The organism is Pseudoalteromonas haloplanktis ATCC 14393 (assembly GCF_000238355.1).
Classification (GTDB): Bacteria; Pseudomonadota; Gammaproteobacteria; order Enterobacterales; family Alteromonadaceae; genus Pseudoalteromonas; species Pseudoalteromonas haloplanktis.
The window spans coordinates 621,497-634,423 of record NZ_AHCA01000001.1 but is presented as its reverse complement, the minus strand read 5'-3'; the positions used below and the strand labels follow the sequence as shown (position 1 = coordinate 634,423).

The 12,927-nt window shown below is 39.8% G+C and carries 12 protein-coding genes and 1 riboswitch; of the genes, 7 read left to right on the top strand and 5 right to left on the bottom strand.

The genetic code is table 11. The annotated features are described in order from the left end of the window. Window positions 1–66: 66 nt before the first annotated feature. From PHAL_RS0102625 to PHAL_RS0102610, 4 genes are all read left to right on the top strand, one after another. Complete coding sequence (locus PHAL_RS0102625; RefSeq protein ID WP_016706857.1) at window positions 67–621, top strand: isochorismatase family protein; 555 nt, start codon at window positions 67–69, stop codon at window positions 619–621. 119 nt (window positions 622–740) lie between these two features. Further along, on the top strand, window positions 741–2,207 hold the full coding sequence (locus PHAL_RS0102620) for a methyl-accepting chemotaxis protein (RefSeq protein ID WP_016706856.1): 1,467 nt from the start codon (window positions 741–743) through the stop codon (window positions 2,205–2,207). Then, window positions 2,191–2,712: a DUF6436 domain-containing protein gene (locus PHAL_RS0102615; protein ID WP_016706855.1), complete on the top strand. Its 522-nt coding sequence runs from the start codon at window positions 2,191–2,193 to the stop codon at window positions 2,710–2,712. The genes PHAL_RS0102620 and PHAL_RS0102615 overlap by 17 nt, the downstream gene beginning before the upstream one ends. A 67-nt stretch (window positions 2,713–2,779) precedes the next feature. After that, window positions 2,780–4,936, top strand: a complete 2,157-nt coding sequence (locus tag PHAL_RS0102610; RefSeq protein WP_016706854.1) for a TonB-dependent siderophore receptor — start codon at window positions 2,780–2,782, stop codon at window positions 4,934–4,936. A gap of 374 nt (window positions 4,937–5,310) precedes the next feature. On the opposite strand, the gene PHAL_RS0102605 is transcribed toward PHAL_RS0102610, so the two are convergent. Next, window positions 5,311–5,868 (bottom strand): TMEM165/GDT1 family protein, encoded by a 558-nt coding sequence (locus PHAL_RS0102605; RefSeq protein ID WP_016706853.1) that lies wholly within the window; start codon window positions 5,866–5,868, stop codon window positions 5,311–5,313. 83 nt (window positions 5,869–5,951) lie between these two features. Further along, a riboswitch (yybP-ykoY riboswitch) is annotated at window positions 5,952–6,062 on the bottom strand. A 330-nt stretch (window positions 6,063–6,392) separates the two neighbouring features. On the opposite strand from PHAL_RS0102605, the gene PHAL_RS0102600 reads away from it, so the two are divergent. After that, on the top strand, window positions 6,393–6,875 hold the full coding sequence (locus PHAL_RS0102600; protein ID WP_016706852.1) for a GNAT family N-acetyltransferase: 483 nt from the start codon (window positions 6,393–6,395) through the stop codon (window positions 6,873–6,875). 254 nt (window positions 6,876–7,129) lie between these two features. Beyond that, window positions 7,130–8,227: a serine hydrolase domain-containing protein gene (locus tag PHAL_RS0102595; protein WP_016706851.1), complete on the top strand. Its 1,098-nt coding sequence runs from the start codon at window positions 7,130–7,132 to the stop codon at window positions 8,225–8,227. Between the two features lie 179 nt (window positions 8,228–8,406). Here the strand turns inward: PHAL_RS0102595 and PHAL_RS0102590 are convergent, their stop codons facing one another. The 4 genes from PHAL_RS0102590 to PHAL_RS0102575 form a co-directional block, all read right to left on the bottom strand. After that, window positions 8,407–8,844: an N-acetyltransferase gene (locus PHAL_RS0102590; RefSeq protein WP_016706850.1), complete on the bottom strand. Its 438-nt coding sequence runs from the start codon at window positions 8,842–8,844 to the stop codon at window positions 8,407–8,409. A 122-nt stretch (window positions 8,845–8,966) separates the two neighbouring features. Continuing rightward, window positions 8,967–10,013 (bottom strand): ribosome small subunit-dependent GTPase A, encoded by a 1,047-nt coding sequence (gene rsgA / locus PHAL_RS0102585; RefSeq protein ID WP_016706849.1) that lies wholly within the window; start codon window positions 10,011–10,013, stop codon window positions 8,967–8,969. Between the two features lie 73 nt (window positions 10,014–10,086). Continuing rightward, window positions 10,087–10,926, bottom strand: coding sequence for a helix-turn-helix domain-containing protein (locus tag PHAL_RS0102580; RefSeq protein WP_016706848.1), 840 nt, complete (start codon window positions 10,924–10,926; stop codon window positions 10,087–10,089). Between the two features lie 108 nt (window positions 10,927–11,034). After that, window positions 11,035–11,853, bottom strand: coding sequence for a GNAT family N-acetyltransferase (locus PHAL_RS0102575; RefSeq protein ID WP_016706847.1), 819 nt, complete (start codon window positions 11,851–11,853; stop codon window positions 11,035–11,037). A gap of 822 nt (window positions 11,854–12,675) precedes the next feature. Here PHAL_RS0102575 and PHAL_RS0102560 point away from each other — a divergent pair. Next, window positions 12,676–12,870 carry a (2Fe-2S)-binding protein gene (locus tag PHAL_RS0102560; RefSeq protein WP_016706844.1) on the top strand — a complete coding sequence of 65 codons (195 nt, stop codon included), beginning with the start codon at window positions 12,676–12,678 and terminating at the stop codon, window positions 12,868–12,870. Window positions 12,871–12,927 lie beyond the last annotated feature (57 nt).

Below are 12,927 nucleotides of genomic sequence, written 5' to 3'. Positions count from 1 at the left end.
TAAGGTTATACGGTAATGGTAAATGCATTAGGGTGATCGCTATGGTTATTTTACAGGAAGCTAAAGTTGCTAAATTCATTTAACGCACAGGCAGCGCAAAGCCTACTATTAGTCATTGATATCCAAGAAAAATTACAACCGGCTATGAAACGTTTCGAGCAGGTAAAACAGATCACAATGCAATTAGCGAAAGCGGCTGAGTTACTGCAGGTTCCAGCTTTGCTCACTGAGCAATATAAACAAGGCCTCGGTGAGACTGATCTGCAAATACAACAGCAATTTAAGCAGGTTAACTATTTTGATAAAACACATTTTAGTGCTTGTAAAGAGCCAGGCTTTTTAGAACAGCTGGCAACTTATCAGCGCCAGCAAATTATTGTGGTGGGAATGGAAGCTCATGTTTGCGTATTACAAACATGTTTTGACTTATTGGCAAATGGGTATCAAGTATTTTTGATCGCCGATGGCGTCAGTTCACGTAATGATTTACATCGAGAGTTGGCCATTGAGCAACTTAGACAAGCAGGAGCGGTGATAAGTTGTGCAGAAAGTGTAATTTTTCAATGGACTGATATTGCAGCCACCCCAGTATTTAAAGAAATTTTAAAAATTGTAAAGTAATTTAATGCTCTATAATTATAATGTACCTCAACAAAAGTCAGCGTGTGTGGCGACTTTTGTAACCGAATATTGTGAGCTTTAACCGCACGGATGCTTTATAGAATTTGCTTGGAGTGACTATGTCTAGTGTGAGTCGATTGTTTACAGCTATTTTTACTTTGTTGTTTATTGAGTCTTTGGCTGTCGGCTGGTATTTTTCAACTTTAGTGCCAGCATTTGTTGTTGGTTTACCATTGTTGATTTTTCCAATTTGGCTATTACGTACTCAGCCCACTAATCCGCTAACACCTCATGTAGTTGCTGCGGCGATGATGATGTTTTCATTTTTACATATTCAACAAACCTTTGGTTTAATTGAAGTGCATTTTGAAATATTCATTTTAATGGCAGTATTGATCATGTTTGTGCAGTGGCGAGTCTTTATTACTGCCATAGTGTTTGTTGCAATTCACCACTTATCTTTTTATTTCTTACAAACTCAAGGGGCGGGTTTTTATGTTTTTGATCCGGACCGTTTAGCTTTTACTACTGTTCTCATTCATGCAGGGTATGCAATTGTTGAAGCGTTTGTTGCCGGCTATATAGCAAAAACATTGCAAAGAGAGCGCCGCGGTGGCATGTCACTTAGTTCAGCCACTGAAGAAATTATGCAAGATCCAGCTCATATAAAATTATCTGTGCGTGCTGATGATACGAAAAGTGATGCTGTAAAAGGTTTTAACACACTGTTGGATACGCTTAATAAAGTAATTGAGCAAGTGAAAACAGAATCAGTATCATTGCAAAGTAATTCGCAAGAGCTGGTGGCGGTGCATGATGAGCTGGCTGATGCCGCCACGAGTCGTACGGTGCAAACTAATAATATAGCTGTTTCAGGTGAGCAGGTTGCCCAAGGCTTTACATTAGTAGAAAAAGAAAGTGAAATATTAAAGCAACAAGTTGACACTATTACCTTGGCGGCCAGTGATGCCTTAATTAAAGTGCAAGAAACAGATAACAAAAGCCAAGAGCTACGCCATCATTTAAATCATACCGAAGAACAAATCAACCACCTTGCGCTTGCGTGTGAGGTGATATCGAGTTTATTAAGTGAGATATCAGGTATTGCAGAACAAACTAATTTGCTTGCTTTAAATGCTGCGATTGAAGCAGCCCGAGCAGGCGAGCAAGGACGTGGTTTTGCTGTAGTAGCTGACGAAGTACGCTCATTAGCGAATAACAGTAAAGCGACCACTGATAAAATTGCCAACACGCTTAAAGATCTGGTCAGCAATAGCCGTAACGCAACGCAATCGATGGAAAATTGTATTGATGTAGTACAACAACTCACGCAAATTAGCAGTACGATGAAAGATAATATTTTAAGTGTGTCTGGGCAGATAAATACTGTCGCCAGTAGTGCTGAATCAGTTGCGCGGGTGGTTGCTGAACAAGCTGGCAATACAGCGCGGATCGCCTCGGGTACAGATAGCTTGCGCTCTAGCCAAGATCAAGACACAAAAATTGTTGAGTTATTAACTGCAAAAGTACAAATGATCGATGTGAGTATTGATCTATTAGAGCAAAGTATTGCTAAGTTTAAGTAAATCACAGTATAAATTATTGGCTGTGATTGGGCTTTGGTTAGCATTTGTGATTGCTGCATTAATCTACTTTCAGCTGTCAGGGCTTAGGGAGTTTGATCCGCAGTGGCAATTACATCAACCACACTGGTTAAAGCGTTTTAAAATGGAGTCTGATTGGCGGCCAAGTGATCAAGCTAGGTTGATGATTATTATTGATAAAGAATGCGCATGTACACGGCGCTCTGAAAATCATATTCAACAATTAAACGCTTATGCGCTAAAGCAAAATATTAGCGTTGCTATCATTGAGCGAGATTTGGCTAGCGCCAAGTTAGTGCCTAATACACCTGCTGCGGTATTGTTAGATAAACAAGGCGAGCTTGTTTATGCTGGCCCTTTATCAGCAGGACTTGCTTGTTCAGCTAGCGACGGTTTTGTTGAACTGGCAATCAATAATCTTAGTGCCGGGTTTAATAGTAAGCTGTCAATATCAGATACCCGAGGCTGTTATTGTGTAAGTAAATAGCACTGATGTTGTAAATGATATTAATTTGCATTATCATGCACAGCAATTATTTGCTGTGGAAATATCAATGAACTCTTCTTTAATGATGCTTGCGACAGGAGCTATTTTTCAATCAAGTGCTTTAATGGCGGCAGAAAAGCCATATCCAATACCCGATCACCAGTCAGCTAGTGTTGTAGAAAAAGACATAGAAACTATTTCAGTTGTGGGACGTGCTTTTTCAATGTACCGGCCTACTGAGTCGACATTTGGTACTCGCACTGATACGCCCCTTGAAAAAATTCCACAGTCTATTCAGGTGATTCCGCAAGCCTTAATTAGCGATCAGGCCGCACGTCAGGTAACCGATCTGTATAGCAATATTGCAGGAGTAAATGGCTTTAGTTATTCAGGGGTGACGTTTCGTGGTTTTCGCCAAGATGAAATTTTATACGATGGTGTAAAAGGCGATCCATTTAGTGGCTTTGCAGTACCGCAGTTATTTAATATTGAACAAGTGGCGGTTCTAAAAGGCCCAAGTGGTGCGGTCTACGGCAGCGGTAATCCCGGTGGCATCATTAACTACATGACCAAAAAGCCAAGTTATACCAGCAGCACAACTTTAGCACTTGAAGTAGGCAATGATGAGTTTTTTAGCGCGGCTGTTGAATCCACTGGCAGTGTTAATGACGCGCAAACACAAGCCTACCGAGTGGGTCTTTATAAAGATTCAGATAAACCATTTCGTGAGAACACCAGCGAAGACAATACCATAGTTGACTTAGGCTATCGTTTTGATTTTACCGACGCCACAAACCTAGTACTGCAGTACACTCATATTGATCAAGAATTAGGTGGGGCACGGTTACGCGGGGTGCCAGTGGATGAAAATGGTAATTTTATTGCTGATATTAGTTGGAATCATAATGAAGCAACGGATTACCAAACCGTGCTTGCAGATGTGTTTCAAGCCAGCTTTAAACATCAGTTTAATGATGTAGTTAGCACAGATGTAACTGCGCGTTACTTTAAAAATGAAGCAAATCAAAATTATCATGAACCTCGTGGACTAAGTGATAGCGATGCTGATGGCGTGTTGGATTGGAGTGAGCGTGAATTTCGTGATCAACAACGCGAAAATACCGGACTTAGCTTTACTGCCAATTTAATTGCACAAACGCAGCTTGCTGCCATGCAGCATGTCATGCTGGTGGGCGTAGATTGGTACAAGCATGAGTTTGATGCCGTTTATAAAACAGCTGTACAAGCCAGTAAAGGTGGTCCAGTGCCAGGGATCTCAATTTTAACTCCTGAATACGGGCTGACCTCAAAAGAGGACTATGATTTAGAGAGCGTGGCACCGCGTTTATCAACAACCGAATCAACTCGTGTAGGTGTCTATGCGCAGGATCAAGTGGATGTAACCGAGCTGTGGAATGTCACTTTTGGCTTACGGTACGACCGTTTTGAAGACGCCGATCTGCTTAATAACATTGAATTTTCAGACAGCGATGTCACGTACCGTATTGGCACTAGTTATAACTTAAACGATACCTTCTTCCCGTATGCACTGTATGGCACCGGTTTTATGCCACAATCAGCTAGTGATCAGAACTCTGATGTGGGTGGGCCGTTTAAACCTGAACACAGTAATATCGCCGAGCTTGGTTTACGTACTAAGCTGTTTGATGATTCGTTAGCGGTGAATATGGCAACCTATAGGATCATTCGTAATAACATTTTACAAGCCAGTACAGAGCTATCTGATACGGGGATTGATCAAATGGAAGCGCTGGGTGAAGTTGATAGCCGTGGTTTTGAACTGGAAATTGTTGGTGATGTTACCGACCGTTTAGTGATCACAGCAAGCTATGCTTATAATGATACCCGTATTGTAGAGCAAAGCGAAAAGTTCTCAGCGCAAGCAAATGGTAGCGATAAATTTGCCAATGCGCCGCAAAATACCGCAGGGTTATGGACACGCTATGAGTTGCCGCAATTATACTCGTCAATTGCGGCGGGGCTTGATTATGTTGACGAACAGGTGAGTCTTGATGGTTATAAGGTTCAGCCGTATACCGTTTATAACATGGCATGGAAAACTGAGTATCAGCAGTGGGTTTGGCAGCTATCAGTGAAAAATGTATTTAATAAAGAGTATGCATCAAGTGGTTTCATCACCCGAGCAGGGCACTTCCCCGGCGAGCCGCGCCGAGTGTATTTGTCAGCTAAATACACATTTTAAATAACTTGGTTTTATGAAAGCAAAGCAAGGGTTTAACTTGCATGCTTGGGCTGGGTTCTATATGAATTGGCTAAGAGTAAAACGTAAGCAACCGTCATTATTATAGTGGTTTGGTATTATGGGAGCGGTTAGTATACTGCTGCTTACTACACAGACTTTTAGTATTGGCCAAGCACTGGCAACGGTGTACTCGCCAGTGCTAAGATACCCAAACCACCTCAAGATGCCCAATGGGTTGGTTTAAATGCGATTTATACTGCGTTATTGATTTTAACAATAGAACCACTATTACTCGCAATCAATGCCTTGCCTAAATCGCTTTTAATTCCAACGACGCTCGCATTTTGAGGTGGTTTGGGTATACAGATAAATAATTAACTGGTGATTAAGCCATAGCAACCCAGTGCAACAAAAACCAAAGCAGCCATCACTCTTACTTTTGCCAGTGGAATACGTTTGAGCAGCGCATTACCCGCATAAATAACGGGAACATTGGCAAGCAACATCCCTAGAGTTGTGCCGATTGTGATCCATAATACAGATTGATATTGCGCCCCAAGTAACACCGTCGCTATTTGGGTTTTGTCGCCAATTTCAGCAATAAAAAAGAGCCCTAAAGCAACTAAAAAAGCCCCATACTGATCGTATTTATTGCTGACTTCTTCATCCTTATCGGGGATCAAAAGCCATAAGCCAACAATCATAAAACAGCCGTTAACAATCCAAGGTAAGTATTCAGATGTAAAGCTTCCTGCTAAATAGTTTCCAAACCATGCAGATAAGCCATGATTAATCAGTGTAGCGACCAAAACACCTAAAATAAGGGCGGTTTTATTGGCAAAGCGGGCAGCTAGTAATAAGGATAAAAGCTGGGTTTTATCGCCTATTTCAGCTAGGGCAACGGTGACGGTTGATGTGATAAAGGTATCCATTTTACTTCTATAAGGCGGGATCATTAAACCAAAGGTAAACGCCTATCTCCCGCCATGAGGATAGTGTTTACCCAGGTCTTGCCGATAATGCTTGCTACATTACAAACTTACCATGCACTGCGGTGCAATTATGTTGATAAGTTTACTTGCCGCACTTTAATAACAAAGCGGTCAAGCAGGCTACTCCCCCGAGAAGTGCGCACTTTGCCATAATATAGCTTTAGAGTAAAGGTACAGACACGGGATAGTCTCTTAAAGAGATGCTTTGACTTGTGTAAAAATAATATTCAGAGAAGGATAGGCAGTCGCAACCATGAGTACGTAGCGAGTATTTTTGGTTTTCATCGCTGACATTTCTCTGTGTGAAAAGTCAGGCATTGTCAAATGCTGTTTGCTAAAACTGGTTTAAACGATATCAAGTATAGGTAACACGACTGTTTATTCTAATGGTTCGTTTAACTACATGTTTACTCTGACTAATTCTAAGCGTATTGTTTAATAAAAAGTATGGGAACAATGAATTTATGAAAATCACCATAGATGATTTATCGTCAGGTGACGTTATTAAGTTATTAGAAGAACATTTAGCCGATATGTATGCGACGTCTCCACCCGAAAGTGTACATGCGCTGAATGTTGATAAACTAAAGTCGCCAGATATTACTTTTTTTAGTGGCTGGTTTGATGGTAATTTACAAGGCTGTTTAGCTGTTAAAAAGCTCGACTCTTCGCACCTTGAATTGAAATCAATGCGAACTAGCACCTCAGCTAGAAAATCAGGCGTTGCAACTAAGCTGCTTCAGCATGCGCTGAACTTTGCTGCTGAGCAAGGTTATCAAAAGGTCAGCTTAGAAACCGGCTCACAAGCGTATTTTGAACCTGCGCGAAACCTCTATGAAAAGTTTGGCTTTAGTTATTGCGGTCCTTTTTCAGACTACCTTGAAGATCCGCACAGTCGTTTTATGACTATAAGCTTATCTGAACGTGTTTTGATGACAAAGAGTTAAATAAATAGCTAACCGTGGGCTCGTATAGTTACTAAGCATTGGTGAGTTCATGGATGTTTTAAGTAAAGAGGGGATCAGTAATATTTGGTAAAAAATCGACAATACGAAAGTATAAGCAAATCCATTTTATGTTGTACAAAACATCAAAGTAACTGATTGAATCAAAATAGCAACTTAGCTATGGTTGATCCATTAATAAAAATAAATCAAAAAACGAGTTAATTTACAGGCTCGTTATAAGGATAAGGATGCCCATGAGTAAACTGACATTTTTAATCATATTTTTTATATCATCTTTTTCACTATCTGCTGAACAAACCAAAAACTTAGAGTTTGCTGACATGTTAAACAAGGAGATCCCATTAATTCTTGAAAACAGCAAAGCTCGTGGTATTGCTATATCAATTGTTCACGGTAAAGACGTGATAGGTTCATATTATTATGGTTATGCAGATATTGATAAAAGTACCCCAATCACTCGCGAGACTGTATTTAATATTGGTTCCGTCTCTAAAGTCATTACTGCTTGGGGGGTAATGAAGTTAGTTGAACAGGGTAAGATTAATTTAGATAAGCCAGTTAATGACTACCTAAAAAGGTGGAAAATTCCAAATTCACAATTTGACTCTAGCAAGGTTACTCTGCGCAATATTCTCTCTCATACTTCAGGATTATCATTAAGTGGATATAATGGATTAAGTGCTGAAGATCCTTTGCCTACACTCGTTGAGTCTTTAGAGGGCAATAACAGTGGTGATGGACCTGTTAAAATTATTCATGAACCAAACACTAAGTGGTCATACTCTGGTGGTGGTTATACGGTAGTTCAGTTGTTAATTGAAGATGTGTCTAATCAATCTTTCAGTGACTTTATGGCCAATAACGTTCTGATACCACTTGGAATGACCGAATCCTCGTTTGATATTACTAATATTCCTCAAGCAAAACTTGCTCGTCCTTATGATGAAAATGGCAACCAAACCCCGATGGTTTATTTCACGGAAACTGCAGCTGCTGGCTTCCTTACCACTGCGGATGATTTGGTAAAATTTAATCAAGCAGTGTTAAAAAATGATAAAGGTAATTACATAGGATCAAATATTTTATCAAATAAGATTATTGCAGATATGATCCAAGTCCAGCCTCATACAGGTGGACGTTGGAGCATGAGCTATGTCGTAGACACTGAAAATAGTAGTTTAGGTTTTGCGGGGTTTAATCGGGGTTGGACATCATTAACACGTGCAGTAATTGACAAAAATATTGGCTACGTAATTTTAAATAATAGTAGTGTTGGCGGCGTTAATAATGAAATTGATCAACTTCTGCTCTCTTTCATTAGTGGTAACTAAAGCGCAGGTTTTATATCAAGCACCTAAACTACGATAATGTTACGTTGTCATAGTTTTGGTTAAACTTTTAGCATCCCAAACGGCATTCAAGCAGCGCTTATCGTTGTAGGTAAGATAGACGGAAGTGGACATTTTCGCTCATTCAATAAGTGGTCGCACAGACCACTTACCTGAATTAATTATACATTACCTACTTTTGACCAACGCATTTCAAATTGCTCTTTTCCTGTATGTTCACAGATGCATTTATCGACATCAATAAAACCATGATGAAGATAAAACTCATGTGTTTTTTCATTCTCTGAGTAAACGGTTAACGTTAGTTCACTATACTTACCCTTTAGATGATTAAGTAACTGTGTCCCAATACCACAAGATTGTGAATCTGGATCCACGAAAATAGCAGGTATGCTCCCTTCGTAATGAGAAACAAAGCCAAGAATATTTCCTTCCGACTCATAAACCCATGATTCACAATTGGGTAGATACAAATCTCGCATGTTCTGCTTCTGTGAAAACCAATACTCTTCTGAAATGAAGTCGTGCGCTTTAATAGATGCTGCAAACCAGATAGATACAGCATTATCTAGATCATCTTTACGTAATGGTCTAATCATATTTTCCTCAATAATTAATATCTTAGGGAGACGAGGTTGTTCTTAATTGATATATCTAAAAAGTCAACGAACCCAACTCCATTGTTTGACGCTTCAATACTCTGTAATGGAGCGAATTACTGTTAATAACCTTTTTTATATTGCCGAGATGCATTCTGAGTGCTATTTATTAACTTCCCAAATGCCTTATCTTTCGATCTTTTTTCTGCCAACGATGCTCCGTTCAGAGCCTGTTCTCGCATCAGTTTTTGGTAACTATGCAGACGTCGTTCTGACAGGAGTCCATCTTTAATTGCTTGTTGAATCGCACACCCGGGTTCAGCCATATGCGCACAATCAGAGAAACGGCACTTATCTGCAAATTCACCTATTTCGCTGAAAGTTTCGCTCACTCCCTGTTCGCAACTACTGAGCTGTAGTTCACGCATTCCAGGTGTGTCCATAAGAATCCCACCTTGAGGAAGAACTTTTAATGCTCTATGTGTCGTGGTATGCCTGCCTTTGCTATCTTCTTCCCTAATTTCGCCTGTCTGCTGAGACTCATAACCAACTAACGCGTTAACCAGAGTCGATTTTCCGACTCCAGATGAACCTAAAAAGGCCAGAGTACTACCGTTATTGCAGTAGCTTTCAAGCTGCTTGATATCTTGCTTATCCAACGCATTTATGGTGTAAACGACAAGCATTGGGTCGAGTTTTTGAACTTGTAGTCGTTTGATATCAGAGTCTTCACATAAATCCGCTTTAGTAAGGATGACTACTGGCTCAACCTTAGCTTCTCGAGCGCTGGCTAAGTACCGCTCTATTCGGTTAAGACTAAAATCATAATTGACAGAGCAGACAATCATGGCGGTATCAATATTGGCAGCGATGAGCTGTGCTGACACTTTTGATCCTGGTGCTTTTCGTTCAAATAAAGACTGGCGTTCCAAGCGCTTACATATTCTTAATGTGTCATCAAATAGTACCCAGTCGCCTACGCAAACACTTTTATCAAAAGGCATAGGTCTTAAACTTGATTGTCCTTTCGGGGACACCACTATAATGCGGTCTCTGTGCTGTTCAGCAACCCGCCCAATGGTTAGGTTGCTTAACTCTTTTAGATTTACTTGTTGCTGAAAAAAAGGTTTCCACCCAAGCTGCTCAAGGGTAGGAGCTAAGTTGTTCATATTACTGTCTCATCAAATCGTTCGGGGCATAATAGTTGAACGACAACCGATTTGATTGAACATTTCCGACAGATTACGTAGAGCTAACACCACCATACACATCAATCGTTAAACCACGCTCTTTTTCGTATGTTTTAGGTGTTACGCCAATTTGTTTTTTTAAGTAGCGAATGAGGTGAGGTTGATCGCTAAAGCCAAACCGAAATGCAATCTCGACCCAATCAATATCATCAGAATCACGTTGGTAAAGGTACTCCAGCATAACCTCAAGTTTATTCATAGACTGACACTGTTTTAACGTTAAACCTGTCACCCTGTTAAAGCTTCTTTCTACTGTACGTTGTGAGCAATATAGATGGTTACCCAGTTCAGAAATTGATCCTGAGTCTAACGTCTGAAGAGCTTTGCGTGTAATTTCGCTGTGCTGATCCTCATGACTGTTTAAAGCCAACGGCAAAAACAAACTATCCAATTTGTTACAACACAGATCTGGATCACTTCGTGCCAGCTCAATTAGTTTCATCTCTCCCTCAGACAGCTCAGAAAACAGTTTACTTAGCTGAACTTCTTCAACGCAATCAAGCAGTGGCTGTTGACCTGAGAATAGTTTCAGTGAATAAAAAGCGCCAATACGAAACTTGATTCCAAGATGGATAAAAGGTTTTGAGTGATCAAGTTGAAGCGTTTGATGATGGGGAAACAACCAGTGGCTTCCTTTGCCACCAGCCGATCCCGGGTTCATATTGTAATAGTAATGCTGTTTAGCGGGAGAAATGATCAGATGAGCGGATGGATCTGGGTTTAATTTCGGATAATCGAAACTCTTGGCATCGGGAAGTTTTTCAATAAGCCAATAACACTCAATGTATTTGGCAACTTCTGGTATTTTTGAAGGCTTTAACCAATGGATCATAATATTCTCAATCAGTTCGCGGTATCTACTCTCACTATACGCTAGGTTAGCATTTTCATAAATAAGCCCTGAGCAGATTGGCTCAAGGGCTTACCCATTAACTGACTATTAATTGTCAAATTCAATCTGGATAATTCGGTTTAATGGTTCAAGCCCCGCTCGCTGTATCGCTTTTTGAGCGCTAAAGTTGCCACTTTCAGTCGAACAGATAGGAATTAAGCCGCGTTCATTGGCTACATTTACCAAACTGTTTAGTACACGAGTGGCAATCCCCTGACCTCGTTCTGACTCTGCTACAATCATTCCTAAGTCTGCATATTGAGTCTGGTGTTCATCAAACAGACGACACTCACCCGTTGCTACTAACTTCCCATCCCTCCAATATCCCCGAAGCTCTTCTCGTTTTATTAGATTACTGAAGTACTCAAACAACCATTGTGCTGGAGCACCAATATTACTTACTGCAAATTCAACGAACTCAGCCAATTGTTCCTGACTTGCAAGAGTTAAATTCAAGTTTGTTACGTTTTCAGAAATAAATGGTGTAACTTGTTGATACATTAAAGCATTTACTTTAAATGAAGATGAATTATCTAAACAAAGTGATAGATAGTGAGGTTCAGCTGTACTCACAAATGCACCTTTAATGGAACCAATCACTGAGCTATTTTGCTCTGCAATCAAAGTAAACAGTTCTTTCGCCTTAGTTTTGGCTGCCTGCGACAGATAAAACTGCAACATATAGCCATCTCCGTTAATGCAGCAGTACCCAACTAAAGTATCGTCCTCATAAAAACCAAAATGAGAAGACATGGGAATAAAACCAAAGTGCCACATACCATCAAGTGGCGCTGTCGATTTTTCAAAATACTGTATTTTTAGTTCGTTAATTACTTTTAAGTTTTCAATTGGCCTAATTTCTAACATGAGTGTTGATCCTGCTTATAGCTGTAGCATTATTGCGAAAAAGAAACGCACCAAAGAAGATGTGCTGCCTTATATGCTGCAAATAATAGGTGATGGGAAGCTTAATAGATTGAACAAAAACGACACCTTTAGTAGGTAATCAGAACTCCAAATATTGGTTGCCGTTAAATACTATAGCTACATAGTTACGAAAAAAGGAGACTGGAGTGTTTGTTGTGAAACTAAAAATAGGGGGGGCTGTCACTGCCACTTACTGTCAAACATGAACAAAAGTAAGATGATTTCGGCGGCACTACTTGTCACTAAGTATTTGTGCAAGCTCACAATAGGGCGCAGGAGAGTTATATTTATAACCCGTCTATGGACAAAAACGAGTTAATCATGAATGACAGCTCGTGGCACAAACCGGAAATAGAAACACTTCTATAAATCCCATATTTATTCATAATGGCTTCTAAAGCCTTTATAAGATCAATTTATAAACTCACCTACTTATTTACCAAAGCTAATCTTACTTAAATTTAAGAGCTTCATGAGAACAATCAATCTCGACTTGAAGGGCACAGTTTAGAAGCTTGTTAAAATAAATGAATCTCGATTTATATGGCACAACAGAAGGCTTTAATAAGATCTATAAATCTCATTTTGAGTGGCATAAATTGCATAAAATTAAAACAATTCTCAAGCTGCCGCGAATTCTCAATTTAAGTGGCGCTGACCAAAAAATGAAAATAATTCTCAATTTTACAAAATACTAATTGCGAACTGTTTACGTTTAGATTAATATGCAGTTTCAAATCTAAGTGAGAGTGTTTTTCATTCATGTATATCTGTTTATGTCACGGTGTGACAGATAAAAAAATTGAACAAACAATCGACGACGGCGCGACAACTATGCGCGAGCTTTCCAAAGAGCTTAAAGTCGGCAGTCAGTGCGGTAAATGCTGCGGCTGTACTAAAAAGATCCTCAATCGTAAGCTTATTGAAATTGCTGATATTACCGATCAAGTTGCTTAATCCTTCTTATTCCTACTATTTTTCGCCATTATTTTCAGTATCTGCAATTCCACGTTA

Excerpts from the sequence above, each read along its gene's own strand:
- PHAL_RS0102620 (WP_016706856.1), top strand. The coding sequence starts at position 741 with ATGTCTAGTGTGAGTCGATTGTTTACAGCTATTTTTACTTTGTTGTTT.
- PHAL_RS0102610 (WP_016706854.1), top strand. The coding sequence starts at position 2,780 with ATGAACTCTTCTTTAATGATGCTTGCGACAGGAGCTATTTTTCAATCA.
- PHAL_RS0102605 (WP_016706853.1), bottom strand. The coding sequence starts at position 5,868 with ATGGATACCTTTATCACATCAACCGTCACCGTTGCCCTAGCTGAAATA.
- PHAL_RS0102600 (WP_016706852.1), top strand. The coding sequence starts at position 6,393 with ATGAAAATCACCATAGATGATTTATCGTCAGGTGACGTTATTAAGTTA.
- PHAL_RS0102595 (WP_016706851.1), top strand. The coding sequence starts at position 7,130 with ATGAGTAAACTGACATTTTTAATCATATTTTTTATATCATCTTTTTCA.
- PHAL_RS0102590 (WP_016706850.1), bottom strand. The coding sequence starts at position 8,844 with ATGATTAGACCATTACGTAAAGATGATCTAGATAATGCTGTATCTATC.
- rsgA (WP_016706849.1), bottom strand. The coding sequence starts at position 10,013 with ATGAACAACTTAGCTCCTACCCTTGAGCAGCTTGGGTGGAAACCTTTT.
- PHAL_RS0102580 (WP_016706848.1), bottom strand. The coding sequence starts at position 10,926 with ATGATCCATTGGTTAAAGCCTTCAAAAATACCAGAAGTTGCCAAATAC.
- PHAL_RS0102575 (WP_016706847.1), bottom strand. The coding sequence starts at position 11,853 with ATGTTAGAAATTAGGCCAATTGAAAACTTAAAAGTAATTAACGAACTA.
- PHAL_RS0102560 (WP_016706844.1), top strand. The coding sequence starts at position 12,676 with ATGTATATCTGTTTATGTCACGGTGTGACAGATAAAAAAATTGAACAA.